The following is a 23,205-nucleotide window of genomic DNA, read 5'->3' on the forward strand; positions in this document are numbered from 1 at the left end:
GCAAACTTTCAGCTTGGGGCTTCGTGAGACGACGTTTTCCGCTTAGTCTCTACTGAAGGCGGTCGAGTAAAGAACAACTCGGCCTGGGACATCAAACCGGAAGAGTGGATCAGATGATGAATATCAGACGTATGACAGTTGCGGCTGTGGCAGCGCTCGCGCTGACGCTGTCGGCTTGCGGCTCGAGCGGCGGCAGTGACGGCGGCGACGATCAGACCACAAACGACCTGACCTTCGGCACGGGTGGCACCTCGGGAACCTACTATCCTCTCGGCGGAGAGCTGGCGACGATCTTCGAAGACAATGTCGACGGTCTCACCGTCAACTATGTGGAGTCCGGTGCCTCGGCTGAGAACCTCGGCAAGATCTACCAGGGTGAGTGGCAGCTGGGCTTCACGCAGAGCGACACCGCGAACAATGCTGTCAATGGCGAGCTCGAGGACCTCGACGGCACGAAGATCGACAATGTCGGATGGATCGCCTCGCTCTATCCCGAAGCCGCACATATCATCGTGCGAGAGGATTCCGGTATCAAGTCCGTCAAGGACCTCAAGGGCAAGAAGATCGCTGTCGGTGACGCCGGCTCCGGTACCCGCGCGATCTCGGATGCGATACTCGACGCCGCAGGCATCGGCGAGTCGGACTACACGCCGGAGATAACCGATTTCGGGGCATCGACCGATATGCTCGCAGACAAGCAGATCGACGCCACGATCTTCGTCGTCGGCACGCCTGTGGCCGGGCTGACGCAGCTGGCGGCGACCACCGACGTCAAGCTCCTCGGCCTCGACAAGGAAACGACATCGGCAATTGAAGAGGACAGCGGTGCCGAGTCCTACGACATCCCTGCTGACGCCTATGACTTCCTGAAGGAGGACGTGCCCACGGTGTCGGTCTTCGCCTCCTTGGTGGCCTCCACGGACCAGGTCAGCGAGGACACTGCCTACAATATGACCAAGGTGCTGTTCGAGAACTCCGACAAGGTCACTCTGGATGTCGGGAAACTGATCACCAAGGACACCGCAATGCTGGGCATCGGCGATGTGCCGCTGCATCCCGGAGCCCAGAAGTACTACGAAGAAGAGGGCATTGACCTGCCGTGAGTGAGCACCCGACACCGCCCCGGCCATCCGAGTCCTCGGCCGGGGCGGTCGCCGAGCAGACTGCGAAGGCGGAGCAGGCATCCGCCGAGGTCCTTCGCAAGGTAGACACCTCGAGTCGTTTCCGCACGAATCTCGGGTGGTGGGCGTGGGTGATCGGCGGCATCTGCATCGCCTTCACCTTGTACCACCTCTACGCAGCGCTGGAGCGTCCATTCAACACCTGGATGCACTCGTCCCTGCACCTTGCGGGCGCGACTGCCCTGATCTTCTTCCTCTACCCGGCCAGCAAGAGGCTGCTCGACGCACCAGCCAGCGGAAACCGGGTTGCGGATGTCCTCATCGGTCGCGGCAAGGGGATCCCCTGGTACGACGTCCTTCTCGGGCTGGCAGCTCTCGCCTGCAATCTCTACGTGTTCTTCGACTACACGCGCCTGGTGAGCAACTCGGTGCAGATTCTCGGGTACTCAGACCTCGACTTCGTCGTGGCAGTACTCGGCGTGCTTCTCATCCTCGAAGCCACACGCCGATGCGTCGGTCTGCCGATTGTCATCATCGCCGGCGTCGCCCTTCTCTACGGTCTCTTCGGCAACTATCTCCCGGTGTTCAGACACTCGGGACAGAGCGTCGAAGATCTCGCCACGAACATGTTCCTGTCGAGCGGCGGTGGCATCTTCGGCACACCGATCCAAGTGTCGGCGAACTTCATCTTCCTGTTCCTGTTCTTCGCGGTGATGCTCGTCCATACGAACATCGGTCAGTTCTTCAATGATCTCGCTTTCCGACTGACCGGCAGGTTCACCGGCGGCCCGGCGAAGGCGGCCGTGGTGGCCTCGGGCCTGCAGGGCATGGTCTCGGGCTCATCGGTGGCGAACACGGTCGCCTCGGGGTCGTTCACTATTCCGCTGATGAAGAGGGCCGGGTTCAAACCCCATTTCGCCGCCGCAACCGAGGCCACGGCCTCGACCGGCGGCCAGCTCATGCCACCGATCATGGGCGCGGCGGCGTTCATCATGGCTCAGAACGTGCCCGACCTCGAATACAACGGGCTCATCGTCATCGCGATCATCCCCGCTCTCCTCTATTTCCTCGGAGCATTTCTCTCCATCCACTTCGAGGCAAAGACGACTGGCATCCTCGGAATGGCGAAGAGCAGCCTGCCCAACGGCATCGACCTGCTCAAGCGCTTGGATCTGCTGCTGCCCCTGGTCGTCATCATCCTCACACTGCTCTCCGGCATGTCGCCGATCCGAGCGGCCCTGTTCGGCATCGGCACGGGATTCATCCTCAGCTTCCTGCGCAAGGCCACCAGGCTTACGCCGCGGGCGTTCGTCGAGCTCCTCATCGGGGGCGCACGAACTGCGCTGCCAGTCATTGCAGCATGCGCGACTGCTGGGATCGTCGCAGGTACAGTCACAGTGACCGGCCTCGGCGGGCAGCTGGGCAAGGGACTCGTCGATCTGGCGGGCGGCAACTTCTTCATCGTTCTGTTCATGGTGATGATCGCTTGCCTGGTCCTCGGAATGGGGCTGCCGACGACAGCGAACTACGTGGTCACGGCCACCATCGCCGCCCCGATCCTGTACAACAACTTCGACGTTCCGCTCATTGCCGCGCACATGTTCGTATTCTTCTTCGGCATTCTCGCCGATATCACACCTCCTGTCTGTCTGGCAGCCTATGCCGGTGCGGGCATCGCGGGGGCGAACCCGATGCGCGCAGGAGTCACCGCGCTGCGGATTGCCATCGCGGGCTTCCTCATCCCCTATGTCTTCATCTTGGAGCCGGCGCTTTTGCTGCAGGGAAGCTGGCAGGACACGGTGATCGCCCTGATCACGCTGATCGTCGGTATGGTCGGGGTCGCGGCGGGTATGGCGGGCTACTACTTCGGCTCGGCGAACGTCGTCGAACGAGTGCTGCTTGTCGCCGGCGGCATAGCCTTGGTCTACCCGAGCCTGTGGATCTCGGCGGCGGGCCTGATTGTGCTGATCATCATCGCAATCGAGCAGAAAATGCGAAAGGCGACCACCTCTGAGCAGATCGCTGCGGGTCTCGCGGAGCAGAAGGACTGACTCCGAGGCGGATCGCGGTGCTGACGGTTCGTCGTCGGCACCGCTTGCCGGGGTGAGACTGTGCACTTCTCACAGTCAATCATGTGCGACATTGTGAGGTGTTGTGTCATTAACGCCGACGATCAGCCGTAAAGTGAGGCAGGACACAATGATTTGTCACAAGGTGCAGTGTGCGCCGGTGATGATCGAGTGCCGCTGAAATCACGGCCACCTCGAAGCGAAGGACAACGATGCTCACGAATCACAAGCTGCGCAGACGACTGGGCACGTGCCTTGCCGGCCTTGCGGCAATGGCTCTTGTCGGCACCATGGCGGCCGCACCAGCTCAAGCAGAGACCACAGAAGCCGCCGAGGATTCTAAGGTGCTGCGGATCGCCACGGACGGTTTCATCGATTCGTTCAACCCGTTCACCTCCTTCTACCTGCTGCCGACGAACTCGTTCCGGTACATGTACGAAAATCTCGTGAACAACAGCGCCGAAGACGCTCAGCCCACCGAGGGACTCGCCACTGAATGGGACACCGATTCCGAGGGCAAGGTCTGGACGTACAAGATGCGTCCCGATATGAAGTGGTCCGATGATGAACCACTCACCTCCAAAGACGTCGCCTGGACCTACAACCAGATGATGGAGAAGGACGAACTGTCGGTGGCCAACGGAGGACTCGTCGAGAACTTCGACAAGGTCGAGGCGCCCGATGACTCCACACTGGTCATCACGCTGAAGAATCCCCAGTCCAACAACCCCGGCCAGGAGATCCCGGTCGTGCCCGAGCATGTCTGGTCGAAGATCGACAAGCCCGGTGAGTTCAAGAACGACGAGAAGTCCGTGGGCTCGGGCCCGTTCCAGCTCGAGAGCTACGAGGCGAACAAGTCTGTCACTCTCAAGTCCAACCCGAACTTCTGGCGCGGCGAGCCCAAGGTCGATAAGATCCAGTACCGCTACTACACGAACTCCGATGCTCAGGTGCAGGCCATCCGCTCCGGCGAGGTCGACTTCATCACCGGACTGAGCCCGGAACAGTTCAAGGCCATCGAAGGTGCCGACAACGTCGAGACCAATGTCGGCAACGGGCGTCGCTTCCAGGGAATCTCCATCAACTCGGGAGTGGCCGATGCCAAGAACAACGAGTTCGGCACCGGCAACGAGGCGCTGAAGGACAAGAAGGTTCGTCAGGCCATCCGTGCTGGAATCGACATTGACACCCTGCGCGATCAGGTGCTGCAGGATTACGGTCAGCCGGCCACGAGCTTCATCCCCTCGGTCTACGAGAAGTGGGCACTGCCTGCCGACAACCCAGTGGTCTCCGGCTTCGACGTCGAGAAGGCGAAGAAGCTGCTCGACGAGGCTGGCTGGAAGGAAGGCTCCGACGGCATTCGCGAGAAGGACGGTGAGAAGCTCGAGCTGCGCTTCCTCACGGATGCCGACGCCACGACCGAACAGAACACGGCGAAGTTCCTCAAACCGTGGATGAAAGACATCGGCATCATGCTCAAGAACGAAGCCAGCGATGTCGACACCGTCTCGGAGCGGACCACCAAGGGCGACTACGACATGTACTTCTCCGGCTGGTCGATCAACCCGGATCCCGATTACCAACTCGGCATCAACACCTGCGACAGCCGTCCAGACGCCGACGGCAACGGCGGCACCTCGCAGGATGGCTACTGCAGCAAGGACTTCGACAAGCTGTACAAGCAGCAGCACGTCGAACTCGATGAGAAGAAGCGCGTGGACCTCGTGCATCAGGCTTTGGCCCAGCACTACGAGGACACAGCTTCGATCACGCTGTGGTATCCGAGCCAGCTCGAGGCCTTCCGCTCCGATCGGTTCACCGGCTTCACCAAACAGCCCACTGACGGCGGCATCATTGCCAACCAGGTCGGCTACTGGGGATACAGCTCGGTCGAACCCGTCAGCGAGGAGGACGCTTCCGGCGACGGTGGCGGCTTGGGCGCCGGCGGCTGGATCGGCATCGCTGCCGCAGCCATCGTGGTCATCGGCGGAGGCGGCTTCCTGATCAGCCGTCGCAAGAAATCCGACGATCGCGAATAGCCCCAGCCCCAGAACCATCGTCCCGAGCGTCGTGACCACGGCGCTCGGGACGATGGTCCTGCACCACCTGCTTCCCCAGCGAGACCAGGAGTTCTCCAGTGACAACACCGACACACGATCTCCCCACCCCTGCCGGTGGCCCTGACCCAGGAGGCTCCGGTGGCCAAACCGGTCGCGATATGGACGAGCCGCCGAAGGGCGGATCCTTCCTCGGTTACCTCCTGCGCAAACTCGGCGGCGCCCTGACCTCGATGGTTCTCGTCATCGTCCTCGGCTTCTTCGCCTTCCGGATGCTGCCCGGCGACCCCGTTCTCAAGATCGCCAAGGAACGGCCAATGAGCCCGGCACAGATCGCTGAGCTGCGCAGCCAGTACGGTCTCGACAAGCCGGTGATCGTCCAATTCTGGGACTATCTGGTCGGTATCTTCCGCGGCGACTTCGGCGAGAGCTATGTCTACCGCAAACCCGTTTCCGCGCTCATCGTCGAATACCTGGGACCCACGCTCCTGCTCACGGCCACCGCGGCCGTCATCGCGATCACGCTGGGCCTGTGGCTGGGCCAGCTCTCGGCCTGGCGCCGCAATTCGCTCTTCGACAAGATCGCCTCCTCGACCTCGCTCGTGTTCTGGTCGGTGCCCACCTTCTGGCTGGGCCTCATCCTCCTCATGATCTTCGGCGGCACCCTGCAGTGGCTGCCCACCGGCGGCATGATCACACCCGGGCTGGACCCTTGGTCATTCGCCGGCATCATCGACGTCATCAAGCACCTCATCCTTCCGGTCATCACGATGGTTGCTGTCGTCTATGCGCAGTTCCTCATGGTCATGCGCGCCTCGCTGATCGAAGAGATGAGTGAGGACTACCTGACCACAGCCCGAGCCAAGGGCCTGACCGAGGACGAAGTGCGCAAGAACCACGCGGTGCCCAACGCGCTGCTGCCCACGGTCACCGTCGTGTTCATGCACATCGGTGGGCTCATCGCCGGTGCCGTCACCGTCGAGGCCGTATTCTCCTGGCCCGGTCTGGGCAAGCTCACATTCGAAGCGATCAGCGGACCCGACCTGCCGCTGCTGCAGGGCACCTTCGTCGTGTTCTCGGCCATCATCATCGTCATGAACCTGGCGGCGGACATCGTCTACCGCTTTCTGGATCCACGAGTCAGGAGGGCATGATGAGCGATAGAACTCCCATCATCGACGGGGCCAAGCTCGTCCGCGAACGCCGACTGAACAATGCCAAGAAGAACTGGTCCCTGTTCCGCTCCGACATTCCTGCGATGGCCGGCGCGATCGTGCTCGTCTTCTTCATCCTCATCGCGATCTTCGCCCCACTCATCGCACCCGCGTCGATGCTCGACGTGACGAAGCAGCTCGACGTGCCCCGCTACGCCCCGCCGAGCCTCGCCCACCCGCTGGGCACCGACGATCTGGGACGCGAACTCTGGATCCGCATCCTCTGGGGAGCCCGGGTGTCCATCCTCGTCGGCGTCGCCGCCACGGTCATGTCGATGGTCATCGGCACCGTCATGGGTCTCGCAGCCGGACACTTCTCCGGGATCTTCGGTGCGATCGTCATGCGCATCATCGACTTCTTCATCGTTCTGCCCTCCCTGCTGCTGGCGATCGTCTTGTCCTCGGTCCTCGAACGCGGAGTCTTCACGATCGTCGTCGCCATCGGGCTGACCTCGTGGGCATCGACGGCGCGCATCGTGCGCTCCCAGACCTTGAGCGTGGAGTCCCGGCTTTACATCGAAAGGGCGCGCATCCTCGGCGCCGGACATCGCCACATCCTGTTCAAGCACATGCTGCCGGCAGTGATGCCGCTGGTGCTGGCGAACACGACCCTGACGGTCGGCAGTGCGATCATCGCCGAGTCGACCCTGTCCTTCTTAGGCTTGGGGGATACGAGCAAGGAGTCGTGGGGAACAATTCTGAAGAACTCGATGGACATCTCCGCCGCGACCTCGGGCTACTGGTGGTATGTGCTCACACCCGGAATCGCGATCCTGCTCGTGGTGCTCGCCTTCACGATGGTCGGACGCGCGTTCGAAGCCATCATCAACCCAGCCCTGAGGAGCCGCTGATGACCGACCTCAGCTTTGACAAGGTCTCGATCACCTACCGCTCGGTCTCGGCCCGTGGCGACGTCACCGCCGTCAGCGACATCAGTCTCGACCTGCCCACCGGCGCCACCCTCGGCATTGCTGGGGAGTCCGGATCGGGCAAGTCCACACTGATCATGTCGGTGCTGCGCCTGCTGCCCAAGTCCGCGCAGATCGACGGGCAGGTGAGCCTCGGCGGGAAGGACATCAATGATCTCAGCTTCGGCGAGATCCGGGCGGTGCGCTGGGCGCAGGCCTCGATCGTCTTCCAAGGCGCACTGCACTCGCTCAACCCGGTCCGCGAGGTGGGTGGACAGATCATCGAGGCACTCGTTCACCATGCGAAGAGCACCTGGACGACACCGGCCAAACGACGAGATCGGATGTTCGAACTGCTCGAGGAGGTCGACCTCGATAAGAGCAAGGCGGTGGCATATCCGCACGAACTCTCCGGTGGACAGAAGCAGCGGATCATGATCGCCATGGCCCTGGCCTGTGAACCGGACATCATCGTCGCCGACGAGCCGACCACCGCCCTCGACGTCATCGTGCAGAAGCAGATCCTCGAAGGCCTGGCCAGACTCGTGGACGAGCGTGGAATCTCCCTGCTGATGATCAGCCACGACCTCGCCGTGCTCTCCGCGGTGTGCGAGAACCTGGCGATCATGCGTTACGGAAAGCTCGTCGAATACGGTCCCAGCGACCAGGTCTGCCTGGATCCCACTGAGGATTACACGAAGCAGCTGGCCGGTGCTTTCCCGCAGATCGGGGACGCCGAGTCACGCATGAATCCGCGAACCCTCAAACCCGCCGAGGTGCGCCGGGCCCAGCCGTACACCAAGACCGACGAGGTGGTCCTCGAGGCCAAGAACCTCAACGTCTCCTTCGACACTCGGCAGGGGAGGGAGCGGGCCGTGCGTGACGTCGATCTGGCGCTGCACAAGGCGGAGATCCTCGCCGTCGTCGGCCAATCCGGGTCGGGGAAGACGACACTGGCCAGGTCCCTGCTCGGTCTGCAGGAGGTGGACCCGGGCTCGCAGATGGAGTTTGCCGGCCAGGCGCTGCCGAGAAGGGCGAAGGCGCTGCGGACCTTCCGTCGACAGGTGCAGATGATCCTCCAGGACCCCTCGGGCTCGCTCAACCCGAAGCGCAGCGTCTACGAGGCAGTGGTCGAGGGGCTGCGCGTGCAGAACATCACCGACAACGAATATGCCCGTGTCATCGGTGCTCTCGAGGCTGCCGAGCTGACGCCGGCTGCCGACTACCTCGAGTCGATTCCGCAGGAGCTCTCCGGCGGACAGCGGCAGAGGGTCGTCATCGCCGGAGCGCTCGCCCTCGACCCACAGGTGCTCATCGCCGATGAGCCGGTCGCCTCCCTCGACGCATCTGTGCGCGGAGAGATCCTGTCTCTGTTCCTGGCGCTGAAGAAGAACCTGGGCATGAGCGCCCTGATCATCACGCACGACCTCGGCCTGGCCTGGAACATCGCCGATACCGTGGCCGTGATGAAGAAGGGTGAGATCGTCGAATACGGCGATGTCGACACCGTGCTGGCGAACCCGCAGCACGCATACACGCAGGAACTCCTCGCCGCAGTTCCCCGATTGGGAAGTCAGAGCCTGGTCAAGCATGAATAGCCCGTACCTGGCCGCCTCGGCACGCAGCACACCAAGGTCCGCAGGCGTCAGCCCGTACCTCGACACTGCGCCGTTGCAGGCCGGCGACACCGTCCGCCTCATCGCACCCTCAGGGCCCACAGACGAAGAGTCCCTGCTGCGGGCGATCGCGCAGCTCGAATCCTGGGGGCTGCGCGTGGTCATCGGGGACAATGTGCGTGCTCATCATCCGCGCGTGAAGTACCTGGCGGGCACCGACGAGCAGCGTAGAGCCGACCTCGTCGATGCCTGGTGTGACGATTCCGCCGCGGCAGTCATTGCTCTACGCGGCGGATTCGGGGCGATGCGTCTGCTCGACGGAATCGACTTCGACCTCATGCGCCGGCACGCTCTGCGACCCGACGGGCGGCCCAAGCTGCTTACCGGCTCCTCGGACATCACGGCACTCCACCAGGCCTGGGACCACCATCTGTCAGTGGCGACGCTGTTCTGCCCGATGGTCGGCAACGATCCGTTCAAGAACTCCACGGTCGTCCCCGCCGAGGTGGCCGACTGGCTGTTCGAACCCTGGGGTGGCCGCGAACTCGGGTTCCCCGCGGACGAGAACGCGGCGGGTGAGAACGCGGCGGGTGAGGACCCTGCGGCGGATGAGGATCCCGCGGCGGATGAGGACCCTGCCGCCGAGAAGTGGAAAGAATGGGCCGAAAGCACGGGGTCGAATCAGACCAAAACTTCCGCAACTACGCAGGTTGGCGTGAGCTCGGCCGCTCGTCGCCCACTCAGCAGGGCTCGGACGTTGGTTCCGGGCACGGCGAAGGGCCGCCTCGGCGGGGGAAACCTCAGTCTGGTTGCGGCCGGGATGGGAAGTCCGGAGCTGTCCGGGGTCCGTGAGCTGCGTGAACGCAGCGGACCCTCGATCCTCATGCTCGAGGACGTCGACGAGGAGCTCTACAGGCTCGACAACCTGCTCGTCCAGCTGGTCCGCGGCGGCTGGTTCGACTCGGCGGACGCGGTGGTGCTGGGGTCCTGGCAGGACTGCGCTGAGATCAACGAGGTCGAGGCACTGTTCATGGATTACCTCGGTGAGATGGGCATTCCGATCGTGAGCGAGATGGGCTTCGGGCATGACCCGGATGCGCCGAGCACGCCGCTGGGGGTCGCCGTCACGCTCGAGGCTCCTGCCCAGGGCAGACCTCGGATGTGGGTGGACGAGGCGTGATCTCGGATAATGGCCCGGCCGCAGCTGTGGGTGGACGGGGCGTGAGAGGACTGTGATGCTGGAAGACGTCGATGGAGAAGAGGAATTCGCACGATGACACAGGACATGAACATGGGGGCAACGCCGAACATGGGTGATGTGGACTTCGACCGACTGCCGGGAGTGCGCTTCAGCGCCCTGGCCTTCGATATCGACAGCGGTGAACGCGTGTTCGCCCACAACGTGAACGACGAACTCGACACCGCCAGCATGGGCAAGGTATTCCTCCTGCACACCGCCCTGCAGATGCACGTGGGCGGCACCCTCAACCTGTCAGAGCGCCTGTCGCGGCGGCCCTCGGAGCGGGTCGACGAATCCGGCATCTGGTACCTCATGGAGCAGGACGATCTGAGTGTCTATGACGTGGCCGTGCTCGTCGGAGCCTTCAGCGACAACTTCGCGACCAATGTGCTCATCCGCCGCGTCGGCCTCGAGAACGTCGCCCGTCAGGTTCACGATCTGGGATATCGCAACTCTGGCCTCCACGACTTCCTCCGCTGGCCCCGACCGGCGAAGGCGCCGCGCACCCTGTCGACGGGCACTGCGGCCGAGCTCAGCGACTTCATGGCCCGGCACGCGAAGGACGAGTTCTGGGATGAGTCGACGAACGAGATCTTCCGCCGCTGGTTGGGAGCCGGCGCGGACACCTCGATGGTCGCCTCGGCGTTCGACCTCGATCCGCTGGCCCACTACAACTATCAGCGTGACGTGTGGGTCTGGAACAAGACGGGCACGAACGGGACGATTCGGGCCGATGCCGGAATCGCGATGACACCGACGCGGCGGGTCGCCTACGCGGTGTTCGCGAACTGGGAGAAGGACACTGACCGGGTCGTCGATGTGATGCCGATCATGCGCGAAGCCGGCGACGCCATCCACCGATTCCTCTGAAAGGAGGCAGATAGATTTCCTCAAGATACGTTCGAACGTACGCACGGCTGCGTGCTGTTTCTCGAGTATTCTTGATGTCCTATGACCTCTTCGATCTACCTCACCGGCGAAGCGAAGGCACCGTCGAACAACCCGATCATGACGCAGTACGGGCTGTTCTTCATCGCCTTCGAGATCGAGGCGGACACACACCGAATCATCGATGTCGACTGCTCGGCGACGTTGGCCCTGACAAGGAAGTTCATCAGGGACCTGTTCACCGACGCGGACATCATGGACACCGGTCGACTCACGGAGGCGCTCACGGCCAGATACCACGGGTCCTCACAGAAGGCGCTGATTGCCGCGGTGAACAATGCGGCGAAGAAGTACCGAGAACTCCCAGTATCCGGCTGAGATGCTTTCCCGACCACGAAGATTGCCCGAGTCCTCTCCGGATCGGATCCGATCGACAACTGCACATGGCTTCACCTCGCTTCGCACGTGACATCCTCCGTGCGGGAACGCCCATTTTGGGGCATCCAGACGGACCGAGCTCGTTTCTGGACGGATCGAGTCCGCATCCGCACGGACCGGGCTCGCTCTTCGGGCGCCTCGGCCCCGTTCCCGGACGGACCAGGCCCGTTCCCGGATGGACCGGCGGCAGCAAGGTACGGCCCTATCCAACGAAGGAGTGTCGTTTGTGATCACGGACGGTTTTCTATTTATCAGCCTGCTGCTGGCGATATCGGCGGTTCTCGTCGTCGCTGGCCACAGTGGGAAGCTCAAGATATTCAAGTATGTTCCCGGGTTTGTCTTCCTCTACGTCGTGGCGGCCCTGCTCAACACCGTGGGTCTGTTCGACCACGATGCAATCGACGGAGTCGGGGACGGCCTGCAGGACGCCTTGCTGCCGGCGATGATCCTGCTTCTGCTCTTCAAGTGTGATGTGCGGCAGATCATCCGGCTCGGACCGAAGCTGCTGCTGACCTATGTGGTGACGGCTGTAAGCATCATCATCGGCTTCATCGTCGCCTATCTGATTCTTCATTCGGCACTGGCGCCGGAAGCGTGGAAGGGACTCGGTGCGCTCAACGCTTCATGGACCGGCGGATCGGCGAACATGGTCGCGGTCCAGGAGATTCTCGAAGCGCCCGAAGACATCTTCGGCTACGTACTCATCGTCGACACTGTGCTCTACTCCTTCTGGCTGCTCCTCATCTTCTCCTCGGTGACGGTCTCCGACAAGTTCAACCGGTGGACCAAGGCGGACACTTCGAAGTTCGACTTCGCTAAACGGGTCGGAGAAGAATCAGAGAAGCCGATGACGCTGCCCTCGATCATCGGTCTGCTCGGGTTCTCCCTGTTCGTCTCCGCTCTGGCCACCAAGGCGGGGGAGATGCTTCCGGAATTGGGCACGGTGGTCAACGGCACCGCCTGGACGATTCTCATCGTCAGTGTCTTCGGACTGGTCATCGGCTCGACTCGATGGGGACGGGCCGCGGGTTCGAGCCAACTCGCGACCATCATGCTCTATCTGATCATCGGCATCATCGCCTCGGGATCTGACTTCACATCTCTGGCCGAGGCCCCGCTCTATCTGGTCGCGGGCCTGATCGTTCTCTTCGTGCACATCGTCATTATGCTCATCTACGCGAAGCTGACGAAGACCGAACTATTCAGCATTGCCGTCTCGAGCACCGCAAACATCGGAGGGATTGCCTCGGCACCAGTGGTCGCCGGAGCCTTCAACAAGCAGCTTGTTCCGGTGGGTGTGCTCTTCGCGCTCATCGGCGCTTTCTCGGGCACCTTCCTGGGACTATTGGCGGCGCAGCTGATGTCGGTGACCGGATGACGACGTCCAAACTGAGGCCCGGATCCGGTAGCGTCTGCCTCATCGACAGCGCCCTGATCGTCTCACGCGGTGCCCCGCATCCCACAGCCATCAGGTACCGCACCCAGCACCCACGGCCAACCATCACCCGAACTGAAGGAGCATCCTCATGACATACGACGTCTTCGATGGACACAACGACCTCGCCTGGTACCTGCGCGAGGAACGCGACTACAGCGTTGACGGACTCAACGACCCCGACGTCTCGCCCTTCACCACGATGGATCAGCTGCGCGATGGCAGCGTCGCCGCCCAGTACTGGTCGGTCTACGTCCACTCCTCGATCACGGGTGCCGACGCGATCAAGGCCACCTGGGAGCAGATCGACGCAGTTCAACGTGTCGTCACCGCCTACCCGCAGCGACTCCAGTTCGCACGCACCGCCGCCGAGGTGGTCGCCGCCAGGGAAGCGGGAAAGGTGGCCTCGCTCATGGGCGTCGAAGGCGGGCAGCAGATCGACGAATCACTGGCCGTGCTCCGCTCCTATGCGCGGGCAGGGGCTAGGTACATGACCCTGACCTGGTCGACGACGCACTCGTGGGCCGACTCAGCCACGGACGAACCGCAGCATGGGGGCTTAAGCGAATTCGGCCGCGAAGTCGTTGCGGAGATGAACCGGATCGGCATGATCGTCGACCTCTCACACGTCGCACCCAGCGTCATGGGCCAGTCCCTGGACATCTCGACCCTGCCGGTGATCTTCAGCCACTCCTGTGCCTTCGGACTCAACCCGCATCCGCGCAACATCCCCGATGAGATCCTCGATCGGGTGCCCGGCAACGGGGGAGTGGCGATGATGACTTTCGTGCCCTCATTCGTGTCGAATGCTCGACGCGAATGGGTGGAGGCAGGCGAGAACGGCACCGCGCCCGAGGTGAGAGTGGCCGATGTCGCCGACCACTGCGACTACGTACGCGAGCGGATCGGAATCGACCACATCGGGCTCGGTGGGGACATCTGCGGTGTTGACGATCTGCCGTCCGGCCTCGGCGACGCCGGTCAGTACCCTGCCCTTTTCGATGAGTTGGCCAGTCGCGGTTGGTCGGATTCCGACCTGCGCAAGCTCGGCTTCGACAACGCGATGAGGGTCCTCGATGCACACGAAGACGCGTACACGCGTTTCCTGGGGACGGCATCATGACTCGGCTCCTCGTCATCGTCAACCACATAGAATCCCAGCCGGGGCTGCTCACGCAGTGGATGATCAGCGAGAACGTCGAGTTCGATCTGCGCATCGGCGGAGTTTCCCGACTGCCGGAACCCAGTGACCTGAACGATTATGACGGGCTGATCATGCTCGGCGGCGGGTACATGCCCGATGAGACTGATCAGGCGCCCTGGCTGGAAGCCGAGGCACGGCTGTCACGGCATGCGCTGGAGACGGATCTGCCGCAGTTCGGCATCTGCCTGGGCGGACAGCTCATCGCCCATGTCATCGGCGGGGATGTGCGGGCGCAAACCGGTGCACCGGAGAAGGGGTACACCTGGATCGATATGACTGAAGATGCGGCGCAGGATCCTGTGTTCTCCGCGATCGGGAATCGCGCGGCCTTCGTCGAGAGCCATGTCGATCGGATCGTCGATCTGCCGCCCGAGGCAACCTTGCTGGCGACCAGCACCGCCTGCCGGTTCCAGGCATTTCGGGTCGGCAATGCGTGGGGCACACAGTTCCATCCCGAGTCGACCGGGGAGAATATAGGCAACTGGGACGCGAAAAAACTGCAAGAATTGGGTTTTGACAAGGACACGCTCCTCAGCCAGGCCGAGGAGCGAGGCGAGGACAGCCGTCGGGACGCGAAGGCACTCTTGACGGCCTTCCTCAACGTGGTCCGCAACAGACACCCGTGATCGCAAGGCTGCGATCACGGGCGAACACGGAGGAACCATCGTGAGCCAGAGTGAGAGCACCACCAAGGCGGGGTCGGGGGCCGAACAGCATCCGGAAACGCTCAAGCGGGTCATGGGCCCCAAACTTCTGCTCCTCTTCATCGTCGGAGACATCCTGGGCACCGGTGTCTATGCTCTGACGGGCAAGGTCGCCGGCCAGGTCGGTGGTGCTGGCTGGGCACCGGTCATCCTTGCCTTCACCGTCGCGCTGATCACGGCGTTCTCCTATATGGAGCTCGTCACCAAGTACCCGACAGCTGCCGGTGCCGCGCTGTACACGCACAAGGCGTTCGGGATCCACTTCGTGACGTTCCTCGTCGCCTTCGCCGTCCTCAGCTCAGGGATCACCTCGGCGTCGACAGCCTCCAACGTCTTCGCAGCCAACATGGTGGCCGGGTTCGGATGGGACATGTCGGGCACGGGAATCATGTGGATCGCACTCGGCTTCCTGGTAGTCATCGCGGCGATCAACCTGCGCGGCGTCGGGGAGAGCGTCTGGTTCAACGTCGTGCTGACCGTGATCGAACTCAGCGGCCTGCTGCTGGTCATCCTGGTCGGCTTCTTCGCACTGGGATCTGGCAGTGCCGACTTCTCTCGCGTGATGATCTTCGAAACCGCAGGCGACAAGGGCGTGTTCCTCGCGATCACCGGTGCGACCTCGCTGGCCTTCTTCTCCATGGTCGGCTTCGAAGATTCGGTGAACATGGTCGAGGAGACCAAGGACCCGAAAGTGTTCCCGAAGATCATGCTCACAGGGCTCTCGGTCACCGGCGTGATCTATGTGCTCGTCTCACTTGTGACAGTCGCCGCGGTGCCGATCGGCAAACTCTCCGAGAGTGAGACGCCGCTGCTTGAGGTCGTCAGAGCCGGTGCTCCGGGGCTTCCGATCGATGTGATATTCCCGTTCATGACGATGTTTGCAGTCGCGAATTCCGCCCTCATCAACATGCTCATGGCCAGTCGTCTGCTGTACGGAATGTCCAAGCAGAACGTGCTTCCGCCCATATTCGCGAAAGTGCTGCGCGGACGCCGCTCGCCCTGGGTGTCGATCCTCTTCACGACCGTCATCGCCTGCGTCCTCATCATCGCGGTGACCACGCTGCTGCCGGAGACGGTGACCGCGTCCTTGGGAGGCACGACCTCGCTGCTGCTGCTCGCAGTGTTCGCCGTCGTCAACGTCGCGGTGCTGATCCTGCGGAAGAAGCCGGTCGAGCACCAGCACTTCAAGGCACCGACCTACCTGCCCTGGATCGGACTGTTCACCTGCGCGTTCCTCGTCGGACCGTGGGCTCGCCTCGACGACCTGATCCAATACCAGATCGCGATTGCGCTGATCGGCATCGGCGTCGTCCTCTGGGCCGTCACTTGGATGTGGAACCGCTCGGTCAAGGGTGCGAGCACCAAGTTCCGCGACCCCGAGGAACTCACATGATCGCGGGATTCACCGGCGTGTTTACCGCAGCGTGTACCGCAGTGGGCGCCGGCGGTCTCCGTACGTCACATCCAATCCACTCAACAAGTGAAGGTGAAAAATGACCATCGTCGTGGGCTACGTCAACAATCCAGCGGGTCACGCGGCCCTCGACAAGGGGATCGCGGAGGCGAAGAAGGACGGCCGGGATCTGGTCGTCGTCAACGCTTCCCGAACATCCGATCGCAGAGATTCCTACCGCCTCGGCGAGGGGGAGATCAAGTCGGTCCAGGATTATCTGTCGCGCTCGGGCGTGCAGGCGCAGGTGCTGGCGCGCGGCAGCGAGTACGATCCCGCTGAGCAGATTCTGGATGCCGCCGCCGAGGCGGGTGCTCAGCTGATCGTGCTCGGTACCCGGAAGCGGACCCCGGTTGGGAAGTTCCTCCTGGGTTCGACGATCCAACGAGTCATCCTCGAAGCTGTCTGCCCCGTCCTCTGTGTGAAGGCCAGCCACTGAGCTGAGTCCGCCGTCGTGGGGCGCACGCCATAGGCGATGCCCACGCCGGCCGGGGTGCTTGTTACGGCACGGAGCTCATGATGAGGTCGGTGTTGATCTGCGCCCCGACCGCGATACCGCTGGCTGCGCTCGCCACCACCCTGGCCGAGATGTCTGCGCTGTTTCCAACCGCCCAGATACCGGGCACAGCGGCTGCTCCGTTCGCCTCGGCGGGTATGGGCTCCTCGGCGGGTATGGGCGAGCCCATGCCGGTCGGGTGGTCGACGATGGTGCCGCCGAGCTGCTCGAAGACTTCGCCATTCGCATGGAAGTAGGGCCCTACCGCCAGAGCGCCGGCGGTCTTCTCCGAAGGGCCGGAATCGGCGCCAGCACTGTTGCAGCGACACGTGACACCGGTTCCGTCGTCGCGCGGCATGACGCCGGTTCCTGCCTCGGCGCGTTCCACCGTTTCGACTGCTGCGTCGACGTAGGCGATGCCAAGCGAGTCGAGCATTCTCACCTGTGCCTGTGCCTGTGCCTGATCTGGCACTGGAGCATTGTGTCGCAGAAAGGTGTCGCGGTTGCTGAGTTGGTTGGGATGTCGCTGAGCACCTCGTCGCAGCTGGAGCCTGGACAGCGCAAGCCCAGGTTGGAGTCTCTCCTGCCGTTGGCAAACATCCACGCGCCGCCACTCGACGAGCTCTTCAGAACGCCGTCGGTTGGAGATCCGCGAATCCACATCACGCCACAGGAGATCAACGGCCAGGCCGTCCTGCCTCTCAGTCGAGGTGCCATCGGCGTCCAGGCGCTCAGGCGTTCAAGCGCTCAAGCGTTCAGACACATCGCCGACGGCAGACAAACACCGAAACTCGGCGTGCTCAAGACGCACCCCGGATTCGAACGGGTCTGCGTGATCAGGGCAGACTCAGCGGGATTCCGGGCGACAAATCGATGGCCCTGAACGGCAGGGGAGGCCGCTGAATTAGACACTCGCGTCCCGCATTGGTTCGGAAGCGCGGTGGAGCCCGGTGTGGAGTATCTGAGCCTATTCAGCCCGGAGGGACAGCGCGTCCACCTCATGAAATGACGTCGCCGAGGTTGCTGTGGGCTCGGTCTGCCAGCTGAAGCGGCGGCCGGCCAATTGCCTCATTCTGTCCGATTCCGAGTCCGAAGGGAGCGGGATATAGAAAGTAGTCGAATAGTCTTATGAAAAGCTTAAAAGAATCGAACAAAACTATGGACAATGTGTTTCTGGTGAGAGTAAAATTGGAATCAAGCGGACAACACAGCAGTTGACGAATGGATTCCGAGATCATGACTCTCACCCCCGACCGCAGGCGCGACAAGCAGGACAGGCGTGACGAACCCGCCTCCTCCGCTGTGCCGGGCGGTGAGGCCGAGATCAATGAGGTCAATGAGGTCGACGACTCTCCGACCTATCGAGAGCTTCTGCGCGGCGCCGGCTTCGACCTTGATGGTCACCCATTGGCAGATCGTTTCGATGAAGTAGCCACGCAGCCCCCGAATGATTTCGAATTCGCCGATGCAGAACATCCTGTGGATCCCACACAATCGACCGAACCCGCGAACTCTGGCGAGCCCACAGAATCTGAGCGGCGAGCTCGTTGGGCTGGCCGCAACCCGTGGGAGGCGAGCGTTGACGATCCGGACGCGAAGGCCGAACTCAAGCGTCGTGCAGCTGAGGTCGACGCTGAAAAAGAAGAGTGGATGCGAAGGAAGGCCAAGGAGGCTGAAGCTGAGCGCACTGCCAGCGAGGGCGCCTCAGATAGCGGTGAAGACGACGACTGGGCAGCGTTCCTGGGTACACAGCCCACGGCTGACTTCTTGGGAGGCCAGCCCACGGCTGAATCGAACCGCGGAGGATCGCCGTACCGTCCACGACACGTCAGCGACACGGACTCCGCTTCAGTTCGGGGCGCTGTCTCGGACTCCGGCGGTGTCCCTATTTCGGAGCATCCTCTTCTTGACGAGCACGCCTGGGGGAGCTTGGCGCGTATCGCTCCAGAAGTTGCGGACAGCATCCAGGGACTGCAGTCCCTCGTCGGCGATCTCCAGTCGTTGAATCGTCCGATGGGCCCCGAAGATGCGATAACGGTGCTGGACGGGCTGGAGACCGTCAACCGTTTGGTCGAATCACTCTCAGTCGTGACTCTTTCCGTCTTCGAGCGGGTGGGGACTCCCCGAGACTATGGGGCGAAGTCGACGAAGGCGCTGGTCCAGAATCGTCTCAACCTCTCCGAACGAGAGGCGTACCGTCGCTCTGACCTGGCCGAGCATCTGGGCAACCAGGTGAATTTCAGCGGCCAGCCGATAGGCCCGAAGTTTCCTGTGGTGTCGGAGGCCTTGCAGAACGGATCGCTCTCATCAACGCAGGCCAGCACAATCATCGGATGTTTGAAGGACCTTCCACTTCGGGCAAGTCAGGATGAGCGTCTCGAAGCGGAACGAATCCTGGTCGAAAAGGCCCCGACGGTGCGTGTGAAGGACATCCAGCAGCTGTTCAATGAGATCCTAGGATGGCTTGACCCGGATGGCGAACTTCCAGACGAGGCCCCAAAACGTGATGACCTCTCGGTCAGCCTGCGCCAGCGAAAAGACGGAACCTGGGCACTTAGAGGAGTCCTTGATGCCGTAACGGGCGGCATCATGAGCGGACACCTCACATCCCGGATCAAAGCTGACGACAACGAGAGCTCAACTTCGGACAAGCAGCGTGATTCGGCCACAGACACAGTCTCGTTCTCTGCGGGCGCTACCTCGGCAGCGGACCAAGAAGTAGTCGACGTATTCAGCCAAGTCCTGCGAGGTGATCGATCTGACGCGGTAGACCCCGCGCTGGATCTCGGCTTCGACCAGCAAGGCGGGGACGGGCTTGGAGCAGCGAAGGGCGTGCGCACCACGGGTGACCGTGATCTTCCGCCCGGATACGGAGTGAGGGAAGACGGCTCCACGGTGGCAATGGCTGATCGCCAACCGAGCGTGAAGAACAAAATCTATGAACGATTCGCCACGATGATCGGCCGGATCGAAATGAATCGCGTGAGGGCGGGTTCGCCCTTCGCTCTCGTGGTCACGGCGAAAGCAGAGGACCTTGCGAAGCAGTCCGGTCGCGCCGTCACCGACGCAGAGGCATCATTTCCAATGCAGACGGCCTCCTACGAAGGCCTGAACGGTTCGGTGTTCTTCCACCTCATGAGCGAGAAGACGAAGAGCATGGAACTTGCCACCGAGAGACGATTCGCCACCTCGAAGCAATTGGCGATCCTTTCCAGCAGAGACCAAGGCTGCACATTCCCCGGTTGTGACACCCCGCCTGGATGGTGCGACGCCCACCACATAGTTCCGTGGGCGAAAGACGGCAAGACCGATGTCAACAATCTGACACTGGCATGCGGGTCTCACCACCACCTGATCGACGATTCGGATTGGCACACCGTGATGCTCAAGGATGGTCGCCCTGCGTGGGTGCCACCTGCGTCGATCGATCCCGCTCGGCGCCCGATCTTGCACGCACGATTCATTGCTAAAGAGATCACCGATACTCTCTTCGACTAGTGCCAGTTGAATCGGGCAGGGGAGAGGTGTGCCGCTGCCTGCGACCAGTCCACCCCGTGCCCCCGTGCCCCCGTGCACCCGTGCTGCCTGCACCTAGCTTCCGCCGGGGGAGTCAGGTCGAGAGCAAACACGAGAGTCAGGTCGAGAGCAAACACGAGAGTCCGGGGGAGAGTAAACGCGAGAGCGAAGCTGCGAGCCAGGGTGAGCACACATGGCCACCAGGACGTGAGCAAGGTCAAGTGGTGCAGCTACAGGTCTCGCAGGCGATCAGGAATGAAGCTCTTGGGGCAGCTGTTGCCATGGTTATGGAGCTTTCTATTCTTGACCTTGTGCCGGTCCGTGTCGGACAGAGCACCTCAGATTCTTTTGCAGCCTCCCACGAACTGATTCAGTCCGCGGACAAGCTGGGTTACACCCGCTACTGGGTTGCCGAACACCACAACATGCCATCGATCGCCTCAACGATGCCGGGCGCTGAACTCATGTACCTCGGCCAGGGAACCGAACGCATTCGCCTCGGATCCGGCGGTGTGATGTTGCCCAACCATGCGCCTCTGGCAGTTGCGGAACTCTTCTCCCTCCTCTCTGCGGTCTACGGTGACCGTATCGACTTGGGGATCGGACGAGCACCCGGCACGGATCCGATCACCTCGGCGGCCATGAGAGGCCACCTCGGCGAGGGGCGACTGGTTGACCGTGAGGGACGAACCGTCGACCCTGTCGAGCAATTCCCGCAACATGTCATCGACACATTGAGCCTGATGAAGCCCGAAGGACTGCGTGTTCCGCTCCATGGTGGCCGTGAACACGTTCTGCACGCGACCCCGGCGGCCGTGCCGGGAACACAGCCATTGCCGTGGCTGCTGGGCTCATCCGGTTACTCTGCGCGGCTGGCTGCCCAACTCGGCATGCCCTACGTCTTCGCCAACCACTTCGCAGGGGGTGCCACGACAGGAATGAAGATCTATCGCGACAACTTCACCCCGGGTGCCTACGGCGACAAGCCGCAGACCTTCGTCACGGTCAATGCTGTGGTCTCACCGACCAAGGAAGAAGCGCAGCTGCGTTCGGAGCCGTTCCTGCTCCAGATGTCTCGTCTGCGGACCGGCGGGCGGATGGAACCACTGCGATTGGCCGGCGACGACGTGCGATCGGTCAGGACAGATCAGGAGCGCATGGTCGGCGAAGAGATGTCTGAGAACTGGATCATCGGTGACGCCGCATCTGCCAAGGCCCAACTCGAAGAACTCGCCAGCCGGTTCGAGGTCGACGAGATCATGATCCAGCCCGTCGCAGGAGCGATGGAGGGGGAGGGGCTGCATCAGGACGCTGCGAGGATACAGTCTCTCGAGCTGCTGGCAGCGGAGTTCCTCAACTGATAGCAATGACCTGGGTTGGCAACAACGACCTGGCCTGAACAGGTCATGTTGGACTGAAGGCGCCCCGCACAGGGTGCGCCGCCTTCAGCTGCAGAAAACGCCCGAAGTCTCATCTCTGTATCGATTAGGACAAGGGCACTTCTTTTCAACGTCGCATCGCGATATCCTGCCACAGTGTCGACGTTGTTGCCTGCTTCCAAGCGGGCGGTAATATTGGCGCTGTGCGGCGCTTCGATGCGCATGGGTTCGATCGATGTCGACCACAGATTTCGATACCGGTCGATGCCATGGGCAGCGGATCACGCATACCGAATGACCTTCGGAGACTTCCCCCACGCGGGCGTGACACCCGCAGACCGAAAGAGAAATAATGCGTACCAAAATTGCTGTTTCGGCGGCACTTGGGCTCGGACTGGTATTCGGCGCAGGAGCCCCTGCGCTGTCGAGCAACCTGACGTCGACCGATGAAGAATATGCAACCGGTTTGGAAGCTGCAGTGGTCCCGGGCCAGGAGCTTGAGCGGATCACTGACGGCAAGATCGAAAAGGGCGAAACGGCCTACGTCGATGTCACTGTCGCTACTGTGTGGACCGATTCGACAGCACCCCGGAAGGTCGACAAGCCTGCTCTCGGCCATCCGGTCGACCTCGACAAGTGGAACAAGAACCTGAAGAAGACCGATGTGCGACGCGGTCTGACCGGCAAGGTCGAAACCCAAGCCTCATATGGTGCCGAAGTCGCTGTCCTCAAAACCAAGGGCGATTGGGCCAAGGTCGCGGTCAAGGACCAGTCGACCTCCAAGAACAAGAAGGGCTACCCCGGCTGGGTGCCGAAGAAGCAGCTGGTCGAGAACGACCGATTCGGCCAGCTCAAGGACGACCAGCCCCGCGCGGTAGTCACGAAGAAGAAGAGTGAACTCGAAGGCATCGAATTCACCAAGGACACCGGTGCGGACGTCAGCTTCAACGTGGATCTTCCGCTCATCGCCCAAGACGTCGACGATGTGCGCGTGGCGCTGCCCGGCGGCGGCGCTGCGTGGATCGACTTCGACGACGTCGCTGTCTACGACACCGAAAGCAAGCCAGCGAAGCCCAGTGGCGCTGACCTCGTCAAGACTGCGAAGCAGTTCGACGGGCTGCGTTACCTGTGGGCCGGTGTCTCGTCCTACGGCTTCGACTGCTCGGGCTTCACCTACAGCATCTACCGGGCACATGGCATCGACATTCCCCGCGACTCGGGAGAGCAGGCCACAACCGGCAAAAAGGTCTCCGAAGGTGACCTCAAGGCTGGCGATCTGCTGTTCTTCTCGACCAGCTCGGGAACCGTCCATCACGTGGGCATGTACATCGGCGGCGGCAAGATGATCCATTCGCCCAACGCGTCCAAAGACGTCTACGTCAGCGACTGGAAGTCGTGGGACACCGGCAATGAGTTCTCCGGAGCCCGCCGAATCATCTGAGTGAGAGGTTGAGCGGTCGGTTGTTCCCC

The 23,205-nt window shown here is 62.2% G+C and carries 18 protein-coding genes; 17 read left to right on the forward strand and 1 reads right to left on the reverse strand.

What is annotated here, in order from left to right; genetic code table 11:
- Positions 1-113: 113 nt before the first annotated feature.
- From BANT918_RS09600 to BANT918_RS09665, 14 genes are all read left to right on the forward strand, one after another.
- Positions 114-1,103 carry a TAXI family TRAP transporter solute-binding subunit gene (locus BANT918_RS09600; protein ID WP_233429379.1) on the forward strand — a complete coding sequence of 330 codons (990 nt, stop codon included), beginning with the start codon at positions 114-116 and terminating at the stop codon, positions 1,101-1,103.
- Positions 1,100-3,172: a TRAP transporter permease gene (locus BANT918_RS09605; protein ID WP_101620037.1), complete on the forward strand. Its 2,073-nt coding sequence runs from the start codon at positions 1,100-1,102 to the stop codon at positions 3,170-3,172. The genes BANT918_RS09600 and BANT918_RS09605 overlap by 4 nt, the downstream gene beginning before the upstream one ends.
- A gap of 230 nt (positions 3,173-3,402) precedes the next feature.
- A complete protein-coding gene (locus BANT918_RS09610; protein WP_101620038.1) occupies positions 3,403-5,229 on the forward strand; it encodes an ABC transporter substrate-binding protein in 1,827 nt (608 codons plus the stop codon).
- 98 nt (positions 5,230-5,327) lie between these two features.
- Positions 5,328-6,401, forward strand: coding sequence for an ABC transporter permease (locus BANT918_RS09615; protein ID WP_101620039.1), 1,074 nt, complete (start codon positions 5,328-5,330; stop codon positions 6,399-6,401).
- Positions 6,401-7,312 (forward strand): ABC transporter permease, encoded by a 912-nt coding sequence (locus BANT918_RS09620; protein ID WP_101620040.1) that lies wholly within the window; start codon positions 6,401-6,403, stop codon positions 7,310-7,312. Before BANT918_RS09615 ends, BANT918_RS09620 begins: the two co-directional genes overlap by 1 nt.
- Complete coding sequence (locus tag BANT918_RS09625; RefSeq protein WP_101620041.1) at positions 7,312-8,967, forward strand: ATP-binding cassette domain-containing protein; 1,656 nt, start codon at positions 7,312-7,314, stop codon at positions 8,965-8,967. The genes BANT918_RS09620 and BANT918_RS09625 overlap by 1 nt, the downstream gene beginning before the upstream one ends.
- A complete protein-coding gene (locus BANT918_RS09630) occupies positions 8,960-10,165 on the forward strand; it encodes a S66 peptidase family protein (RefSeq protein ID WP_101620042.1) in 1,206 nt (401 codons plus the stop codon). The genes BANT918_RS09625 and BANT918_RS09630 overlap by 8 nt, the downstream gene beginning before the upstream one ends.
- A 93-nt stretch (positions 10,166-10,258) precedes the next feature.
- On the forward strand, positions 10,259-11,095 hold the full coding sequence (locus tag BANT918_RS09635; protein ID WP_233430429.1) for a serine hydrolase: 837 nt from the start codon (positions 10,259-10,261) through the stop codon (positions 11,093-11,095).
- An 81-nt stretch (positions 11,096-11,176) separates the two neighbouring features.
- Positions 11,177-11,491 carry a DUF3870 domain-containing protein gene (locus tag BANT918_RS09640; RefSeq protein ID WP_101620043.1) on the forward strand — a complete coding sequence of 105 codons (315 nt, stop codon included), beginning with the start codon at positions 11,177-11,179 and terminating at the stop codon, positions 11,489-11,491.
- Positions 11,492-11,777: 286 nt separating this feature from the next.
- Positions 11,778-12,929: a DUF819 domain-containing protein gene (locus BANT918_RS09645; protein WP_101620044.1), complete on the forward strand. Its 1,152-nt coding sequence runs from the start codon at positions 11,778-11,780 to the stop codon at positions 12,927-12,929.
- Positions 12,930-13,077: 148 nt separating this feature from the next.
- Positions 13,078-14,109, forward strand: coding sequence for a dipeptidase (locus BANT918_RS09650; RefSeq protein WP_101620045.1), 1,032 nt, complete (start codon positions 13,078-13,080; stop codon positions 14,107-14,109).
- Positions 14,106-14,816 carry a type 1 glutamine amidotransferase gene (locus BANT918_RS09655; RefSeq protein ID WP_101620046.1) on the forward strand — a complete coding sequence of 237 codons (711 nt, stop codon included), beginning with the start codon at positions 14,106-14,108 and terminating at the stop codon, positions 14,814-14,816. The genes BANT918_RS09650 and BANT918_RS09655 overlap by 4 nt, the downstream gene beginning before the upstream one ends.
- 40 nt (positions 14,817-14,856) lie before the next feature.
- Positions 14,857-16,287 (forward strand): APC family permease, encoded by a 1,431-nt coding sequence (locus tag BANT918_RS09660; protein WP_101620047.1) that lies wholly within the window; start codon positions 14,857-14,859, stop codon positions 16,285-16,287.
- A gap of 100 nt (positions 16,288-16,387) precedes the next feature.
- Entirely contained in the window at positions 16,388-16,783 is a 396-nt protein-coding gene (locus BANT918_RS09665; RefSeq protein WP_101620048.1) for a universal stress protein, read from the forward strand.
- Positions 16,784-16,844: 61 nt separating this feature from the next.
- On the opposite strand, the gene BANT918_RS09670 is transcribed toward BANT918_RS09665, so the two are convergent.
- Complete coding sequence (locus BANT918_RS09670; RefSeq protein WP_145996969.1) at positions 16,845-17,312, reverse strand: hypothetical protein; 468 nt, start codon at positions 17,310-17,312, stop codon at positions 16,845-16,847.
- 764 nt (positions 17,313-18,076) lie between these two features.
- On the opposite strand from BANT918_RS09670, the gene BANT918_RS09680 reads away from it, so the two are divergent.
- From BANT918_RS09680 to BANT918_RS09690, 3 genes are all read left to right on the forward strand, one after another.
- Positions 18,077-20,338 (forward strand): HNH endonuclease signature motif containing protein, encoded by a 2,262-nt coding sequence (locus BANT918_RS09680; RefSeq protein ID WP_167389438.1) that lies wholly within the window; start codon positions 18,077-18,079, stop codon positions 20,336-20,338.
- Between the two features lie 299 nt (positions 20,339-20,637).
- Positions 20,638-21,717, forward strand: a complete 1,080-nt coding sequence (locus BANT918_RS09685; RefSeq protein ID WP_101620052.1) for an LLM class flavin-dependent oxidoreductase — start codon at positions 20,638-20,640, stop codon at positions 21,715-21,717.
- 370 nt (positions 21,718-22,087) lie between these two features.
- Complete coding sequence (locus BANT918_RS09690) at positions 22,088-23,176, forward strand: C40 family peptidase (RefSeq protein ID WP_101620053.1); 1,089 nt, start codon at positions 22,088-22,090, stop codon at positions 23,174-23,176.
- The last annotated feature ends 29 nt before the right edge of the window (positions 23,177-23,205 follow it).

The sequence above is a fragment of the Brevibacterium antiquum CNRZ 918 genome, assembly GCF_900169145.1.
GTDB classification, from domain to species: domain Bacteria; phylum Actinomycetota; class Actinomycetes; order Actinomycetales; family Brevibacteriaceae; genus Brevibacterium; species Brevibacterium koreense.